General features: G+C 62.0%; 14 protein-coding genes. 6 read left to right on the top strand and 8 right to left on the bottom strand.

Annotation, left to right across the window (positions count from 1 at the left end):
• Window positions 1–3: 3 nt before the first annotated feature.
• Entirely contained in the window at window positions 4–939 is a 936-nt protein-coding gene (ypfJ, locus tag QM007_RS00790; RefSeq protein WP_283490129.1) for a KPN_02809 family neutral zinc metallopeptidase, read from the top strand.
• 129 nt (window positions 940–1,068) lie between these two features.
• Here ypfJ and QM007_RS00795 read toward each other — a convergent pair whose 3' ends face one another.
• Together QM007_RS00795 and purB are read right to left on the bottom strand one after the other, a co-directional pair.
• Window positions 1,069–2,142 carry a hypothetical protein gene (locus tag QM007_RS00795; protein WP_283490130.1) on the bottom strand — a complete coding sequence of 358 codons (1,074 nt, stop codon included), beginning with the start codon at window positions 2,140–2,142 and terminating at the stop codon, window positions 1,069–1,071.
• Window positions 2,143–2,283: 141 nt separating this feature from the next.
• Window positions 2,284–3,717, bottom strand: a complete 1,434-nt coding sequence (gene purB / locus QM007_RS00800; protein ID WP_283490131.1) for an adenylosuccinate lyase — start codon at window positions 3,715–3,717, stop codon at window positions 2,284–2,286.
• A gap of 264 nt (window positions 3,718–3,981) precedes the next feature.
• Between purB and QM007_RS00805 the strand changes: the two genes are divergently transcribed.
• Window positions 3,982–4,527, top strand: a complete 546-nt coding sequence (locus QM007_RS00805; RefSeq protein ID WP_283490132.1) for a hypothetical protein — start codon at window positions 3,982–3,984, stop codon at window positions 4,525–4,527.
• A gap of 2 nt (window positions 4,528–4,529) precedes the next feature.
• The gene (locus QM007_RS00810; protein WP_283490133.1) at window positions 4,530–6,416 is read left to right on the top strand and encodes a lipase family protein; all 1,887 of its coding nucleotides are present in this window, start codon (window positions 4,530–4,532) and stop codon (window positions 6,414–6,416) included.
• A gap of 47 nt (window positions 6,417–6,463) precedes the next feature.
• Here QM007_RS00810 and QM007_RS00815 read toward each other — a convergent pair whose 3' ends face one another.
• Window positions 6,464–7,552 carry a glutathione S-transferase family protein gene (locus tag QM007_RS00815; protein ID WP_283490134.1) on the bottom strand — a complete coding sequence of 363 codons (1,089 nt, stop codon included), beginning with the start codon at window positions 7,550–7,552 and terminating at the stop codon, window positions 6,464–6,466.
• 70 nt (window positions 7,553–7,622) lie between these two features.
• Window positions 7,623–8,237, bottom strand: coding sequence for a GNAT family N-acetyltransferase (locus QM007_RS00820; RefSeq protein WP_283490135.1), 615 nt, complete (start codon window positions 8,235–8,237; stop codon window positions 7,623–7,625).
• A 114-nt stretch (window positions 8,238–8,351) separates the two neighbouring features.
• On the opposite strand from QM007_RS00820, the gene QM007_RS00825 reads away from it, so the two are divergent.
• Together QM007_RS00825 and QM007_RS00830 are read left to right on the top strand one after the other, a co-directional pair.
• Window positions 8,352–9,608, top strand: coding sequence for an RNA-guided endonuclease InsQ/TnpB family protein (locus tag QM007_RS00825; RefSeq protein WP_283490136.1), 1,257 nt, complete (start codon window positions 8,352–8,354; stop codon window positions 9,606–9,608).
• A gap of 63 nt (window positions 9,609–9,671) precedes the next feature.
• On the top strand, window positions 9,672–10,589 hold the full coding sequence (locus QM007_RS00830) for a spermidine synthase (RefSeq protein ID WP_283490137.1): 918 nt from the start codon (window positions 9,672–9,674) through the stop codon (window positions 10,587–10,589).
• Between the two features lie 86 nt (window positions 10,590–10,675).
• Here QM007_RS00830 and QM007_RS00835 read toward each other — a convergent pair whose 3' ends face one another.
• From QM007_RS00835 to QM007_RS00850, 4 genes are all read right to left on the bottom strand, one after another.
• Complete coding sequence (locus QM007_RS00835; protein WP_283490138.1) at window positions 10,676–11,098, bottom strand: YchJ family protein; 423 nt, start codon at window positions 11,096–11,098, stop codon at window positions 10,676–10,678.
• A gap of 192 nt (window positions 11,099–11,290) precedes the next feature.
• Entirely contained in the window at window positions 11,291–12,769 is a 1,479-nt protein-coding gene (locus tag QM007_RS00840) for an NCS2 family permease (RefSeq protein ID WP_283490139.1), read from the bottom strand.
• A gap of 205 nt (window positions 12,770–12,974) precedes the next feature.
• Window positions 12,975–14,162: a polysaccharide pyruvyl transferase family protein gene (locus QM007_RS00845; RefSeq protein ID WP_283490140.1), complete on the bottom strand. Its 1,188-nt coding sequence runs from the start codon at window positions 14,160–14,162 to the stop codon at window positions 12,975–12,977.
• A gap of 5 nt (window positions 14,163–14,167) precedes the next feature.
• Entirely contained in the window at window positions 14,168–15,601 is a 1,434-nt protein-coding gene (locus QM007_RS00850) for an S-layer homology domain-containing protein (RefSeq protein WP_283490141.1), read from the bottom strand.
• 187 nt (window positions 15,602–15,788) lie between these two features.
• Here QM007_RS00850 and QM007_RS00855 point away from each other — a divergent pair, with 187 nt between their 5' ends.
• Window positions 15,789–16,136 carry a DUF2218 domain-containing protein gene (locus QM007_RS00855; protein ID WP_283490142.1) on the top strand — a complete coding sequence of 116 codons (348 nt, stop codon included), beginning with the start codon at window positions 15,789–15,791 and terminating at the stop codon, window positions 16,134–16,136.
• Window positions 16,137–16,139 lie beyond the last annotated feature (3 nt).

The following is a 16,139-nucleotide window of genomic DNA, read 5'->3' on the forward strand; positions in this document are numbered from 1 at the left end:
GCCATGGGTTTTAACGACAACCTAAATAACAACTACTCCCAGCGAGGCTCATCGGGCGGCAACGGCCGCTCCGGTGGTGCCGGTGGTGCGAACCCGCTCATGATGATGCTCATGGGTAGCGTGGCACGGAAGTTCGGTATTCCCGGTGTGCTTGTTCTTGGTGCTATCTTCCTCTTTGCCTCGGGCGGCCTTGGCGGTCTGACCGGGGGCTCTAGCTCCATGTACGGCACCAAAGCCCAGCAGGGCCAGGTCACCGGTGCCGGGAACTTTGATCACTGCCAGACCTATGAGGACGCCAACCGTTACGATGATTGCCGTATTCTGGCGACCGGCGTGAGCCTGGACATGGTGTGGGAAGAGAAGCTCCCAGCAGAGGCGGGTATCTCCTACACCGCACCCGACCTGGTGCTGGGTGAAGGTCAGCTTTCTACCGGCTGCGGTACCGCCAATATCTCGCAGACCGGCCCCTTCTACTGCCCGGCTGACCAGACCGTGTATATGTCGGTTCCCTTCTTTGACCAGCTCAAGGCTATGGGTGGCTCCAACGGCGATTTTGCGGTCATGTACGTGACCGCCCACGAGTTCGCCCACCACATTCAGCAGACCATGGGCACCCTGAAGTACTCCAACTACCAGGACCCGGGTGCTGATTCGGGTGCTGTGCAGGTTGAGGTTCAGGCCGACTGCTATGCCGGGGTCTGGGCTTCCCAAGCTGATAAGGGTGAAAACGCCCTGCTCGACCCCTTAACCGAGAGCCAGATTCAGCAGGCGATTGATACGGCCCGCGCCATTGGCGATGACGCGATTCAGCGTTCTTCGGGTCAAGAGGTTAACCCCGACCTGTGGACCCACGGCTCATCAGAGCAGCGTGTCAGCTGGTTCACGAAGGGTTACACCGAGGGCACCATGGCAGCCTGCGCCCAGCCCTTCAACTCTTAGGCGGAGCTTCTATCCCGGGCACGCGAACTGCCCCTAGGCGTCCGCACCCGTCTCTTCACAGTAGGGACCAGATTTCTACCGATGTACCTAACGTCCACACGGTATTCGGTAAGAATCTGGTCCCTACTTTTAACCCTTAAAACGAGAACGGGCGTGGACGAACGCGCGGGCAGCTAGGCGGGCCCCCTTGGCGGTTGCCCCGTCGGCTGCTGCCAGCTCTGCCTCGGTGCTGGGTCGCACCTGAGTTTCGGTCACCACCGGGGCCGGTTCTTCAAGCACAGACGCGGTCACCGGCTCGGGGGCCTCAAGCTGGGAGGGCTCTACGGGCTCAGGCTCATCGAGGGGAGAGGGCGCCACGGGCTCGGGTGCTTCAATGGCACTGACCTCTTCGGCAGAAAGTTCTAGCAGGTCAGCGTCATCAGTGGCAGGAACCGAGCCGCTGTTGCCCTGCCCTGCCCCCGCGCCCGGGGTTCCAGCGTCCTGACCGCTGTCTAAGACCGCGCGGGTGCTGGCAGGTAGCTGCCCGGGGGCGGCTCCCAGGTTCTGCTCCACCTGGGTAATGAGCTGCTGGGCAAAATCCCGGCGCATCTTCTGACTAGCGAAAACAGCGCCTCCTGCCTTGACCAGCTGCTCGCCCGCCTTGACCAGCAGCAGGGTCTGGGGGTTGCGCAGACCGATGGCGGCCACGGCCCCTAGAATATTCATCTGCTGCCCCTGGCGCACTCCGGTGCTGGGAATGTTTTCGACCTGGGTGAGTAGCTCGTTGACGTCCTGCCCTAAAACGGCTGCTGCGGCCTCGTCGCTGCTTTCAACTTTTAGCCCGTAGAGCAGGGCCATGCCGTGCAGGTAGGTCTTGACTGCTTGGGCGCTGCCCACATGGGCTGTGGTGGTGATGCCTTTGTTGGCGGCCCTGCTGTAGGTAGCCATGCCCTGCTGCACCGCGCCCAGGTGGGCGGCTGCCTGGGTGAGCCCGGCAACGCGCCGGTTGCGGGTGACACTGCCGAGGACGTTGGGCGTCAGCTCCTGCGCACCTGCCTGGGCTGACCCGACCAGGGTGAAGTCGCGCACGAAGATTCCGCCCAGGCGCTCTGCCAGGGTGGCGGGGGTGGCTTCGGGGTAGCGGGCACAGAGCTTGCGCAGGCGGCGCACAGCCAGGGGAACCTGCTCAGGTGAGCTGTCTGTGGGGCGGGAAGTTTCGATCATAGGTCTATTGTAAGAAACCCCGCGCAGATGCTGTCTTCGTAGGTGGAAGATGACGCCTGCACGGGGTCTGCGTTTGTGTATTCAGCGGAAGGAACAGGTAACAGCTGGCAAGGAGCGCTGATACCTGTGCCTGACCCGACCTTAGCGGGTGGCGTGCCCCAGCAGGGAGGGGGCCAGGCCGATGTAGGTTGCCGGGGTGAGCTCGGAAAGCCGGGCTTCGGCGTCCTCGCTCAGACCGAGCTCGGCGACGAACTCCTTGAGGCGGGCTGCATCAACGCGGTGGCCGCGGGTCAGCTCCTTGAGGCGCTCGTAGGGGTCCTCCATGCCGGGGACGCCCGCGATTGCTTCGGCGCGCATGACCATCTGGATAGCCTCGGCCAGGACCTCCCAGTTCTCGTCGAGGTCTTGGGCGATGACGTCGGTGGCGATGTCCAGGCGCTCCAGGCCCTTGACCACGTTAGAGATAGCCAGCACGGAGTGGCCGAAGGCTACACCGATGTTGCGCTGGGAGGACGAGTCGGTCAGGTCTCGCTGCCAGCGGGACTGCACCAGGGTTGAGCCCAGGGTGTTCAGCAGGGCGTTGGAGATTTCGAGGTTGGCCTCGGCGTTCTCGAAGCGGATGGGGTTGACCTTGTGGGGCATGGTGGATGAACCGGTTGCGCCCGCAACGGGAACCTGACGGAAGAAGCGGATAGAGATATAGCTCCACACATCGGTGCAGAGGTTGTGCAGCACCTGGTTGAAGTGGGCGATGGAGGAGTAGAGCTCAGCCTGCCAGTCGTGGTTTTCAATCTGGGTGGTCAGGGGGTTCCAGTCCAGACCCAGGCCGGTGACGAACTCTTCAGAGATCTTCTGCCAGTCAGCGGTGGGTACAGATACAACGTGGGCGGAGTAGGTACCGGTTGCACCATTGATCTTGCCCAGGAACTCGGCGTTTTCAACGTGCTTGATCTGGCGGTTCAGGCGGTAGGCGAAGACAGCTAGCTCTTTACCCAGGGTGGAGGGGGTGGCGGGCTGACCGTGGGTGCGAGAGAGCATGGGCACGTCGCGGGCCTCTTCGGCCAGCTTCATGATTTGCTCAACCAGGCCGCGGGCGGCGGGCAGCCAGACGTTGATGACGGCGTCCTTGATACCCAGGGCGTAGGAGAGGTTGTTGATGTCTTCGCTGGTGCAGCCGAAGTGGACCAGGGGCTTCAGATAGCCCAGGCCAAGGGGCTCGAGGCGGCGGGCGATGAAGTATTCGACAGCCTTGACGTCGTGCACGGTGACGGCCTCGATTTCTGCCAGTTCAGCGGCAGATTCTTCGGTGAAGTCGGTGACGATGGCGCGCAAGCCGGCGCGCTGCTCGTCGGTGAGGGGTTCGAGGCCGGGCAGGACCTGGTGGTCACAGAGGTAGATGAACCATTCGACCTCAACGTGGATGCGGTCGCGGTTGAGGGCGGCTTCTGAGAGGTAGTCGACCAGGGGCTCGGTGGCGGCCTTGTAGCGTCCGTCGAGGGCGCCGAGGGCAAGGCCTGCGCCGGTGAGGGAGCGACGGCCAGAGGGCAGGGTGGTGCAGTTTTCGCGATGAGACATGACTCTAGTTTCTCACGGCTTGGTGGGGTGGCGCACGTTTTAGCGGGGGTGTGAGATGGGCTTTTACGGGGAGGGTGGCTGCCGTCAAGGGGTGTGAACTCACTGCGTCATCGTGCGTCACGGCTGCACCAATTTTGGGGTGATGGGCGCGGACGGCCGGGGTGGGGCTTATCCACAGGAGAGCGGACGCTGGTGCTCGGCTGGGTGCTGCTTTTAGGGTGTGGGCTAAGGAATCGCCCGTGAAAGAAGTGAGGAGGAAAAGCGATGCCTTCGGTGTATGAGCTTGTTGCGGCTGCGGGCAGGGTTGGCCTGGGGAGTCAGGGGGGTGCGAGCGCGTCGGCGGGTGCGTTGGGTTTGGCCCAGCGGGTGCGGGAGTGGTCTGCTGCGCTGGCGCAGCAGGTTTTGGGGCAGGCGGACGCCGTCGGGCAGGCCTCTGGGCAGGCTTTAGCTGCGGGGCAGGTGCAGTGGGATTCTGTGGCTGGCCGTGCTTTTCAGGGTGCTTTAGAGGCAGAAGGGGGTGCGGCTAGGGCTCTGCAGGGGAAGCTGGAAGCTAGTGCTCAGGAGGTGCGGTTGGCTGGCGAGGCTGTTGCTGCTGAGCTTGAGCTGGTGGCTTCTGCTATCGGCGCTGCCGGGGCTGCTTTTGATGCCGCCTTAGCAGGTATGGCGGTGCTGGACGATATCGACTTCGATGACTTTATTGTGCACGCCGAGCGGGCTAACCTACCTGCCCTGCAGGGGGCTCTCACCTCGGCTATGGACAACCCTCTGCTTGCCCGCGTGAGTGCTACTTTGGCAGGAGAGGGGTGGTAGGCGTGGGCGCAGCATATGTTTCTGGTGCTCTGGGGGCAGGGCCTTCGGGTGGCCGTATCTCGGTGGAGTTCTCTGAGCTAGAGCCCCTAGCCCACCAGCTTGCTGCCGTGGCTGGGCGGTACGAAGAAGTGAGTCGGGAACTGGGCGGTCTCACTGCGCGTGTGGCCCTTTTGGCCTCCCTCGACCTGACGGGGGCAGGCAGCCGCGCCCTGGCGTCCTTGGGTACCAGCACCCTAACCCTCACCACCCTGGTGGCGGGTATGCGGGGCCTAGCCCGGGGCGTGCAAGGCACCGCTGAGAACTACCGGCAGGCGGAGGACTTCGCGAATCGGGTTATTAACCAGACGAATCAGGCTCAGACCCTGGGCATGGCGGTGCTGCGTGGCACGGAGTCGGCCTTCGGTTACCGGGTTGATTTGTTCAAACTGGTTGTTAAGCGGGGAGCAGTGCAGGCGGTAACCTACGTTAAGGATGCCTTCTTACTGGCTCGCACTACTCCCGATGGGCGTAAGATCATGCAGGATACGACTAAGGGACTTAACAAGCTGGTGCAGGTAACGGGTACGACCGGGCACCTGCGGGCTACCCGCGATATGACGGATGCGCTCAACCCCAGCCTGCGCATCGATAACCTAGACCCCGGTAAGAGCATTCCCCGGCTTGAACCCAACGGCACCGGGCAGGAGCTACCCCTGAGCGCCCGCGGAATCGCCGAGCACTTCCAGCGCATGGAGGGCATAGAGAACCGGGGCGATGAGCTCTTTGAAGCTGGCCACTACCAGGGGGCATGGGACCACGTCATGGTTCAAACCCTCTACAACCCAGAAACCGGTGAAACCCAGTACCTGGTTACCATTCCCGGGACGGACGGCGACGGCGAGCGCGAGGATTTCTTGCAACCCTGGCGCGGGGGCACAAACACCTGGGCCGGCACAGCTGGTAGTGCTATCTCTGGTTACGGGGCCGACCTCACCCCTGACCAGTACACGGCCCTGATGACCCAGGTAGAGCGAGCACTAGAGCAGGCCGGTGCCACCGAGGGGAGCGGGGTGATTCTCGCCGGGTTTAGCCAGGGCGGGCTGACTGCCGGTGCGCTCGCGGCCAATACGTCCTTCGGTTCCCGCTATCGGGTCAAGGGGCTCATCACCCAGGGTAGTCCGGTGGACGAGATTAAGGTTCCGGCTTCGGTCACGCACGTTGATACCCGGTATAAGAGTGACCCCGTCCCCTACCTTCAGGGCGACCGCCCTGACTACGCGCCCGATGCATCTACCGTGATGCAGCACAGGCCTGCTGGCGCCTCGGTTCACGGGGCTGCGGACTACGTGAAGATCGCGGGCGCAAACCCCGGCACGGAGCGGGTAATACCCGAGCTGCAGGGCTTGATGGGTGGCTACAGCGTGGTAAAAACGACGATTACCGCCGGTACGGCCCAGAAGCCCGATATCACTCGCACCGAGCAGGAACAGATGGCTATAGCGGGAGTCGGTAACGCTGTGCACGCGGGGGTTCAGAAAATAGGGTTGGGCAACTGCTTGATCAATAGCGCCAGTATTAACCCCTCTGACCTCTACCAGGACGCCGACTCAGCCTTGCGCACCTTAGATACCGAGGTGATACAGAAAGGGGACCGCTGGCTCGATACCCAGCTCCGCAAGGTAGAAATTGGTAGCGTGCAGCTCTATAACCCCACCATCACCCTGCCGGCTGTGGGGGAGCAGCCATCTGCTCCCCTGCCCGATAGCGGTATTCGGGTCTACGAGCCTACTGCCCAGCAGCAGGTGCGCAACCTGACCAACCTAGCTGGGGTGGGGGATCTCATCAGTGACGAAGCAATCGATGAGGGGGTGAGAGTCTTTTTGCCCGCTAGCTCGGCTCCACCCGGGTGAGGTATCGGGGCGGAGCCAGGCTACGAGGCGGACGAAGCGGCAGGTGCTTAAGCTGCCGGGTAGAGGGGGTTGTGGCCGGACGCTACCCGCTCGTCTTCTCGCACCGGGGCAGGGGCGGTGGCGCCAGCGTCCGCATTGAAGGGGGAACCACCTAGCGCCTCACGCCCGTGCGGGGTCAGCCAGCCGGATAGGTCAGGGCCTACCGGCACGATGCCGGTGGGGTTGATGTCCTCGTGAACAATAAAATAGTGTTCTTTAATCTGCTGGAAGTCCACGGTGTCGCCAAAGCCAGGGGTCTGGAAGAGGTCGCGGGCGTAGCCCCAGAGGTTAGGCATTGAGGCCAGGGTCTGGCGGTTGCACTTGAAGTGGCTGTAGTAGACCGCGTCAAAGCGTACCAGGGTGGTAAAGAGGCGCACATCAGCCTCGGTGATGTGGTCCCCCATGAGGTAGCGACGGGTTGCCAGGCGCTCTTCAACCCAATCCAGAGCCGCCCAGAGGCGGTCGTAGGCTGCCTCGTAGGACTCCTGGGAACCGGCAAAACCGCAGCGGTAGACCCCGTTGTTGATTTCGGTGTAGATACGCTTCATCACCGCCCGCATTTCCTCTTCGAGGTCAGCGGGCCAGAGGTCAGGGGCACCCTCGCGCTGGTAGGCCTTCCACTCCTTGGAGAAGTCCTCGGTAATCTGCGGGAAGTTATTGGTGATAACGCCACCTGATTCGATATCGACGATGGCGGGCACAGTAATACCACGGGGGTAATCGGGGAAGCGGGCAAAGTAGGCCTGCTGCAGACGTTCAATACCCAGTACCGGGTCCTTGCCGTCCTGATCCAGGTCGAAGGTCCATGAGCGGGCGTCGTGGGTGGGGCCGGGTAAGCCAACGGAAAGAGCGTCCTCGAGACCTAGCAGGCGGCGGACGATCAGGGTGCGGTTAGCCCAGGGGCAGGCGCGAGCGGCTACCAGGCGGTAGGCGCCGGGCTTGACCGGCCAGAGCTGGTGGTCGGGGTCAACCTGGGCAGTAGCGGCGGAGTCTGCAACAATGCGGTCTTCGATGTAGGTGGTGTCGCGATTGTATTCTTCCCCGGCGTGCACGTAGGAGCCGCGGGTGGAGTGTTCGGTCTGTTTGGTGGTGCTCATGCTTCCACCCTCTCACATAATACTTTCAAAGTAAAGTATTTTGTAGGGTTGGAGAAAAGCTTGAACCCCTCTATTGCGAAGGCAGCGTCAGCCCGCGGTACATACGGGCTGTTCGAGCGGGGGTCCAGGCGCCACCGCAGTCAATGGGGAGCCCCTCGTCCTTAAAGCCCCGGCGGCCATAAAACTCCCGAGCCCGCTCATTACCCACGATGTACCAGAGGTAGGCAGGCTCATCAGGGTAAAGCACAGCATCAAAAAGAGCCGCACCCAACCCTGTGCCGTGAGTCGAGGCAAGGGTATAAAGATGGGTCAGCTCCCGGGTACCCTCAGCAACCGGCGGCAGACCGATTTCTAGCTCCCAAGCCAAGGGGCCGGGGCGGGATAAGGCAAAACCGATCGGGGCGTCCCAATCAATCTTGCCTCCCACCGCGCAGCTCAGACCACCGGCAGGCGTCCATGCCGGATTCTCGTAGGCAAAAAAGGCGCGGGCACCGGGTGCTGCGATATTCTCAGCAAACTCTTCCAGCCAGCCATCCCGGTTAGCCGCCTGCCGGCCCCCAAACCCCGGGTCTACCAGCCCGTTATAGGTCTCCGCCAGGCACCGCAACTGCAGGTCAACATACTTCTCTGCGTCCTCAGCGCCCACCGGCGCCACCACGTACCTGCCATCAGCTACAAAACCCACGGGCGCGCGTCCTTTCACCCTGGAATGGCGCGTGGAGGCCCCGTCCGTGAGGGCGGGGAGGAAACGCACCCCCAACCACCAGAAACTCACACACTAACCAGATAGAACATGAACATGACTACCCGTACTGTGAAACGTGCCTACAAACGCCGTTTCTACCCCACCGAAACGCAAGCAGCAGAGCTGATGCGTACCTTCGGTTGCGTCCGAGTGGTCTATAACAAAGCCCTACACTACCGCACCAACACCTGGTATGAACAGGGTGAGCGCGTGAGCTACGCCCAAACAGACAAGGCATTGACCAGTTGGAAGAAAGAGCCTGAACTAGCTTTTCTCAACGAGGTCTCATCCGTTCCCCTGCAGCAAGCCCTACGGCATTTGCAGAGCGCCTTCTCTAACTTTTTCGAGGGCAGAGCCAAGTACCCTAAATGTAAGACCCGTAGGAAATCACGGCTTGCAGCGACTTACTCCCAGCGCGGCTTTAGGGTCAAATACGGGGCTATCTACCTAGCCAAAATGAGTGAACCCCTTACCCTTACTGCAGGGGATAACCCTGCCCCCTGGGAAGCCGCCTCTAGCCTCACCGTCACTTGTGATAGCGCAGGGCGCTGGTTCATCTCAGCTTTGTGTGAAACTGAAATAGCTCCCCTACCTACAAGGGGTAAAACCGTAGGAATTGACCTGGGCGTCAAAGACGCCCTGGTGCTCTCAACAGGTCAAAGACTCAACCCCACCGACGTCTATGATCTACCCGCCAAGAACAAGCGCGTCACCCGCTATCAGCGTGCCCTCTCCCGCAAGGTCAAAGGGTCAAAGAACTGGGAAAAAGCGAAACTCAAGCTCTCCCGAGCCCACGCTGCCGCCCGAGACGCCAAAACTGACTGGCTGCACCAAACCACCACTACCCTAGTTCGTACCTATGACGTGATCTGCATCGAAGACCTCAACGTCTTAGGTATGACCAAAGCAGCCCGGGGTCAAGGCCGGGCCGCTAAGGCTGGGCTGAATCGGTCAATCCTTGACCACAACTTCGCCCAGTTCCGCACCCTACTGGAATATAAGGCTGAGTGGTACGGCAAACAGGTGGTAGCTATCGACAGGTTCTTCCCCTCTTCTAAACGCTGCAACACCTGCGGTGTAGTGCGAGAGCACCTACCCCTTAGTGCTCGTTTTTGGACGTGCAAAGCCTGCGGCACCCGGCATGATCGGGATATAAACGCCGCACAGAATATCCATGCCGCGGGGCTCGCGGTGTACGCCTGTGGAGATGGTGTAAGACCTGCCAAGAAACCCCTTGCGGGGTTCAAGGGCGGGCTGTCATTGATGAAACAGGAAACTCCTGGTAGTGATACCTGGACCCTTCTCCCGTAAGGGAGGGGAGGAAGTCAGTCTAGCAAGTCCCGCAGAGCCCGCCCCACCCACTAGGCTAGAGGGGTGGCAAAACGCAGACGAACCCCCAAAAAACAGGTAGAAACCCCCGAAGCCCTCGTTGAAGGCACCTACCCCATCGACACCGGCATCGCCGAACTCATCGAAGACGACTACACCCCCGGCGGCTGGGTACTCGAAATCAACGGCATGGAATCCTCCCATATCGTGCTGGGCCAGCCCCGCGAACTCGACTTCGAATACATGCGCTGGCTGGCGGCTGTCATCGAACCCTTCGTCGACGCCCACCTCGACCCGGCCAAGCTCCGCATCACCCACCTGGGCGGCGGGGCCTGCTCCATGGCCCGCTACCTGGCCGACGTCTACCCGGCCTCCCACAACACCGTGGTCGAACTCGACGGCAAACTTGCCGCCTACGTACGCGAATGGTTCGACCTGCCCAAAGCCCCCACCCTCAAAATCAGGGTGGGCGAAGCCCGCGCCGTCACCGAAGGTTTTGCCCCGGCATCGCGCGACATCATCATCCGCGACGTCTTCGCCGGCTACATCACCCCAGAACCACTGACCACCCTCGAATTTACCCAGCTGGCCGAGCGCTCGCTGACTGCGGGCGGGCTCTACATCATCAACTGCGGCGATGACCGCTCCCTAGCCGGGGCTCGCGCTGAGGCTGCCGCCATGGCTCGGGTCTTTGAGCACACCTGCATCGTGGCAGACCCGGCCATGCTCAAGGGCCGACGCAAGGGCAACGTCATCATCGCTGGCTCCCACGCGCCCCTGCCGGTGGCCGGTGACCTGGCCACCGCCACCATCACCAAGCGCCTGCTAGGTGGTGGGGTGCCCGCCCAGTACAAGGACGACGCCTGGGTGCGCGACTTCGCCCGCTCGGCTACCCCGCGCCGCGACGCCCAGCCAGAGGCCGACCTAGCCCAGCTGGACGCCCAACTTCGCGCCGGTCAATAAGGTAATCGCCCTATTCCTTCTCTCTTTACCCCGAGATAATCTCTAGGGTCATGAGAAAAGGGATAGGGGGAAGAAGTCTGCAGGGGTTAGCTGACCTCACCATCCACGTAGTACCAGGCCCCGCCGTCCTTGGTGAAGCGGGAGACTTCGGTCTGCACACCGCGCACCCGCTCGTCCTCGGGCGTGCCCGGCACTGACTGGTAATAGGCGGCAAACTCCACCCCGCCGGTGCTGTCGAAGGGGCCACCTGCCGTGCTGAGAATGTCGAGTCGGTACCAGCGCAGGCTGTCGTCGAGGTGCAAGGACGCAGGCCGGGTGCTGGGGTGCCAGCTGGCTAGGAGGTAGTCGGGCAGGCCCACTGCAAAGGCACTGAAGCGGGAGCGCATGAGGGCCTCGGGTGTGGGTGCTGTCAGGTCGCCGGTCTGAGCAAAATGGGTGTGGTAGCGGCCGCAACAGGCGCCGTAGGTTTCGCCGGTGCCGCAGGGGCAGCGGGTATCGGGTTCAAGCATGTCTCCATTAAAACAGGTGAGCGGGGAGCCTGCCTGCTCTGCACGAATCTGCCCTGCACGAACCTGCCGTGCCTCGGGGCCTGCTTGCGTCCGTCCGCCCTTAACAGAAATACCCCAGTTTGAGTGCAGCTACCCCAGGTAAAAACCGGGTAACTGCACTCAAACTGGGGTACTTAGAAGAAGGGAGGCGGTTTAGGCGTGCATCCAGCCCTCAATCACGCCCATGCCGAAGAAGACCAGGAAGGCAGCTGAGACGATGTACATGATCGGGTGCACCTCCTTGCTGCGGCCCTGCGCCAGGCGGATGAAGGTGAAGGCGACGAAGCCGGCACCGATACCGTCCGCAATGGAGTAGGTGAAGGGCATCATGATGATGGTGAGGAAGGCGGGAATGCCCAGGCCCCAGTCGGTCCAGTTGATGTGAATGGCCTGGCGCACCATTAGGAAGCCCACGACGACCAGGGCGGGGGCGACAGCCTCGAAGGGCACGATGGACACCAGCGGTGAGATGAAGACAGCCAGCAGGAAGAGGGCGCCGGTGACGATGTTGGCGAAGCCAGTGCGGGCACCTTCACCGATACCGGTGGCGGATTCCACAAAGATCTGGTGGGCTGAGGACGATGAGCCACCACCGAGTACGGAACCGGCGGCGTCAATCAGCAGGACGCGGTCGATGTTTTCGATCTTGCCGTCTTTGTCGATGGTGCCAGCTTCGGAGGCCAGGCCTACGGAGGTGCCCATGACGTCGAAGAAGACTGCCAGCAGGATAGCGAACATGAGCATGGTTGCGCCCAGGGTGCCCAGGGAGGAGCCGGAGAAGGCACCGACCATGTCAACGGAGCCCAGCAGGGAGAGGTCGGGGTGGCCGATCCACTGGGTGGGGATTCCGGGGATCATGAGGGACCAGCCGGTGGCGGAGTCCACGGAAGAGCCGGAGGGCCAGACCTTTTCCAGTACGATCGCCAGGATGGTTGAGGCAACCACACCAATCAGAATCGCCCCGCGAACGTTGCGGATAAAGAGGGCGATGGTGAGGAAGAGGCCGAAGAGGAAGACGAAGATGGGCCAGCCCTGCAGGTGGCCGCCCGCGCCGAAGGAGACGGGGACGGTGGTGCCAGCAGCATCGGGCATACGGCGGACGATACCGGCGTTGACCAGGCCAATCAGGGAGATGAAGAGGCCGATGCCCACAACGATGGCGGTCTTGAGCGATTCGGGTACGGCGTCGAAGACGGCGCGGCGGAAGCCGGTGAGTACCAGGATGGCCATGACGATACCGGCCCAGACGACCAGGCCCATAATCTGGGGCCAGGTCAGGTTGGGGGTGGTTGCGATGGTGGAGGACAGCAGGGCGTTGACGCCCAGGCCCGCCGCCATGGCGAAGGGCTGCTTGGCCCAGAGGCCCATGATGATGGTCAAGACGCCCGCCACCAGTGCGGTTGCCGCTGCAACGCGCTCGACGCCGAGGGTGTTGCCTGCGCCGTCGGGGCCGAGGCCCAGGATGAGGGGGTTGAGCACCACGATGTAGGCCATGGCGAAGAAGGTTGCTAGACCGCCGCGGATTTCGGTGGAGAGGGTGGAGCCGCGTTCGGTGATTTTGAAGTAGCGGTCGATAGCGCTGGTGGGCGCTGAGGGTGCGGGTTTGTGAGCCGCGGTGTTCTCAGAAGACATTCGTGAAAATCCGTAGATACTCGTGTGGGTTTGTGTGGCCCAGAAATGAAAGTGCGCCGTCTTTGGTGCGGACGGCGCTGATGTACCTGTCTAGTGTACGCCCGTGGGCTAGTTTCTGGCGAGAGTGGCGGGTGTGACGCTGTGCAAGGGGAGGGCACGAACGCCCCGCTTCTCCTGCTAGGGAGGGCGGGGCGTCCTTTTGTTTTTAGAGCGGACGGCTGGGGTAGAGCTCCTGGGCTTCTTGCCGCTTGGCGCGGATGTGGTGGATGAAGCTTCGGGGGGGGGCCGTGAGGTCGGTGAGGTCAAGGGGGCTCTGCGGGTCGCTGAGGGGGCTGACGAGCTTCCAGTTGCTGCCGAGATTGAGCACCGACTGGTGTTTGACGTCGTAGTAGCCGGGCTGCCCGTTGAGGGCTATGCCGCGGGCCCCGTGGAGGGCACCGGTGAGGTGGTGGTGGAAGCGGCTGGTGATCCATACCTGGTGGGGGCCGTAGGTGAAGTTTTCACGCCAGAAGCGTGAGAAGGGAATGAACCCATCGTCGGTTACGAGGTCGCGCAGGGCGTCGTAGCCTGCGTAGTCGTTGCCGGGGATGGCTTCGACATAGTAGGTGCGTTCCTTGGGGATACCGAAGTGCTCGATTTGGGCGCGGGCGAAGGCGAGCATTGCCTCGTGGGCCCCGGGTTCGAGGGCGTCATTTTGTATGCAGAGGTAGAGCTCTTCGGGGCGTCCTGTTTGAAGGGCGGACGCGGGTGACTGACCGGGTGGGAGCAGTAGGGCGTCGTCGAGGCCGGTTTCTAGGCTGAGTGCCTCTGCGCTGGGTAAGTCGCGTACGCTGACGTGATCGAAGTCTTCGAAGGTTTCGTCGTTGCGCGGGGTGAGGCCCTGACCTGTGGCATAGAGGCGGGCTCCTGAGATATCACGGGTAGCGCGCATGGCGTCTACGAGTAGTTGGTTTTCGGGCCAGAGGGAGTTGATGTAACCGCCACCGAGCAGGTGCAGGGTGCCTGCCTCCCGCAGGTCGATGATGCCCAGGTCGTAGTTGGGTGTGCCGAGCTCACGAATCTTATCAGCCGGGGTCCTGGGGTCGCCGTGGAGGTGCTCGTGAATTGCCCGGAAGAGGGTGTTGGTGACGTGCAGTTTGGGGTGGGCGTGTTTGAAGAGGGACGTCGCATGGCCCGGTTCGCGAACATCGAGCCAGACCTCGGTGGTGGGGTGGGTTGCTGCCAGGTACTGGAGCCAGCGCAGGGTGATGAGTTCGTCGCCGTAGTTGGGGTAGCCGGCCATGGAGATGAGATAGATGGGCTTGCCGGGCGCGGGCGCTTCTTTGTGCTCTACCGGTGCAGGCGCTGGAGCAGGTGGGGCGGGGGAGTCCTTGCGGAGGAACTTGTTGAGCATGCGGGCTAACTCCTGTGGACGTTGCGGTAGGTGAAGGCTGCGATTTCTGCACGCAGGACGGGCTGTTGCGGGCGGTAGGTGCCGTCTGCCCAACCTGTGGTGATGCCGTTGGCGTGCATCCAGGCTATCTCTCTGTTGAAGGGGTGGGTGACGGGCACATCTTTAAAAATATCGGACAAGTTTGCAGCGGGTGAACCGTTAAATCGATAGAAGAAAGCTGCGATTTCTGCACGCAGGACGGTTTGCTGGGGGCGGAAGGTTCCGTCGGCCCAGCCTGTGGTGATGCCAGCGGCCTGCATCCAGGTGATGTGGTGGTAGAAGGCGTGAGTGGTCGGCACATCGCGGAAGGGGCTCACTGCTGGGGGAGTGAAGGCAGGGGAGCCTGCAAGTCTGTAGAAGAAGGCTGCGATTTCACCGCGGAGTGCTGACTGGTAGGGGCGGTAGGTGCCGTCCTCCCAGCCGGTGGAGATGCCGCTGGTACGCATCCAGTTCATTTGAGTAAAGAAGGTTTCTGTGGGGAGCACATCGGCAAAGCCGGTGCCGTTGGACCAGCGGATCCAGGCGGCTAGATGGGGAGCTAATGCAGTGTGGCCTGTGGGTGAGAGGTGGACGGAGTCTGCCAGAAGGTGGGCAAGACCTTTATCGGTAATCCAGTAGCGGGTAGGGACTACATTGACATTTTCTTGCCTGCCCATTGCGGAAAGATGCTCTGATAGCTGGTGACGGTTGGTCTGTTCGGAGATGCGGCGGCCAACTACCTCAGAGAGCATGATCAGGCTGGTGGGGTAGAGTTCGCGCAGCTTTCTGATAACTGCCCGCATACCTTCGGCAGTGTCCTGGTAGCTGCGGCCTGTCCACAGATCGTTGCCAGATCCTTGAATATAGACGATGCCGGGGGAGCCAAGGGGGAGGGCCCTAGCGTTATTGATAACGCTATCGACGTATGAGGGGTGGTACTGGTTGGCTGCGTATACACCGATTCCACCCCAGCTGTAAAAGTAGGGGCGGTAGCCTGCCTGGGTGAAGCCTTGGCCTACCCAGTAGCTGTGGTTGGTGTTGGGTTCTCCCACCTGGGAGTCTCCGATAATCAGGGCATCTGAGCTGGTTAGTCGTATGCTGGCATCGCGCAACATGTTGCCGGGGCCAGTGCGGACGAAGTTGTTGGGGTTCCCGGGGTAGAAATGGGAACCGGAGGCCGCGTCCCAGATGATGATGCCGTTGCTAAAGGGTTGGTAGGCGCTGACGGGGCTGAGGGCTTGCTCGGCGGCGACGGGATGGCCGAAGCGGGCGGGGTTGGTTATCCAAAGGGAGTAGATGCCGCCGGATACCGGGATATTGGCTGAAGCCGGAGTGGTCGAGAGCGCTGAAATGGCTAGGCTTGATGCTGCGAGGGTGATGGCCTGGGCGCGGTTTACCTTGAGTTCTGGGCGGGGGTGCATAAGAGACCTCTAGATTGTGTGCGTGTGAGTGTGTGGCAGGGCACCTGCTGGGTGTAATTATAGGCCGGGGTATGCATGGTTCTAGGCGGTGGCGCCATGGGAGGAAGCAACACTGCGAAAAGAAAGCGTGCACGGGCAGTGCCCCGAGTATAATTTAGGTAAACCTAACCCTAAAGAAAGGCTTGCCGTGGATTTAGTGTCCTACCCCGCCATCGATACTCTGACTGCCCGCTCGCGCGCCGTCGTCCTCACCGACCGCCCCGCCCGCTATGCCAAGCAGCTGGCCAGCCACTTTGGGCACAAGATCCTGGTTGAAGAGGTTGAGGGCGGCCACCGTCTGACCTTTAACCGCGACGGTAACTTCGGGGGCTACGGCGATGTGCTGGTGCAGCAGGTCGACGGCGTCGAGCGTCTTGTCCTGTTGACCTACGCCGCAACCGCTGAGGGGCGTGAGCGCCTTGAGAGCGTGCTGGGCCGCCACCTGGAGCGCTTTGGTGAGAAGGACGGCCTTAGCGTCACTTTTCTGCCCCTCTAGGCT

Source organism: Rothia sp. SD9660Na, from assembly GCF_030064065.1.
Lineage (GTDB): Bacteria > Actinomycetota > Actinomycetes > Actinomycetales > Micrococcaceae > Rothia.

What these genes read in the sequence shown, in the direction of transcription:
- ypfJ (WP_283490129.1), top strand. Translation starts at nt 4, where the DNA reads ATGGGTTTTAACGACAACCTAAATAACAACTACTCCCAGCGAGGCTCA.
- QM007_RS00795 (WP_283490130.1), bottom strand. Translation starts at nt 2,142, where the DNA reads ATGATCGAAACTTCCCGCCCCACAGACAGCTCACCTGAGCAGGTTCCC.
- purB (WP_283490131.1), bottom strand. Translation starts at nt 3,717, where the DNA reads ATGTCTCATCGCGAAAACTGCACCACCCTGCCCTCTGGCCGTCGCTCC.
- QM007_RS00805 (WP_283490132.1), top strand. Translation starts at nt 3,982, where the DNA reads ATGCCTTCGGTGTATGAGCTTGTTGCGGCTGCGGGCAGGGTTGGCCTG.
- QM007_RS00815 (WP_283490134.1), bottom strand. Translation starts at nt 7,552, where the DNA reads ATGAGCACCACCAAACAGACCGAACACTCCACCCGCGGCTCCTACGTG.
- QM007_RS00825 (WP_283490136.1), top strand. Translation starts at nt 8,352, where the DNA reads ATGACTACCCGTACTGTGAAACGTGCCTACAAACGCCGTTTCTACCCC.
- QM007_RS00835 (WP_283490138.1), bottom strand. Translation starts at nt 11,098, where the DNA reads ATGCTTGAACCCGATACCCGCTGCCCCTGCGGCACCGGCGAAACCTAC.
- QM007_RS00840 (WP_283490139.1), bottom strand. Translation starts at nt 12,769, where the DNA reads ATGTCTTCTGAGAACACCGCGGCTCACAAACCCGCACCCTCAGCGCCC.
- QM007_RS00845 (WP_283490140.1), bottom strand. Translation starts at nt 14,162, where the DNA reads ATGCTCAACAAGTTCCTCCGCAAGGACTCCCCCGCCCCACCTGCTCCA.
- QM007_RS00850 (WP_283490141.1), bottom strand. Translation starts at nt 15,601, where the DNA reads ATGCACCCCCGCCCAGAACTCAAGGTAAACCGCGCCCAGGCCATCACC.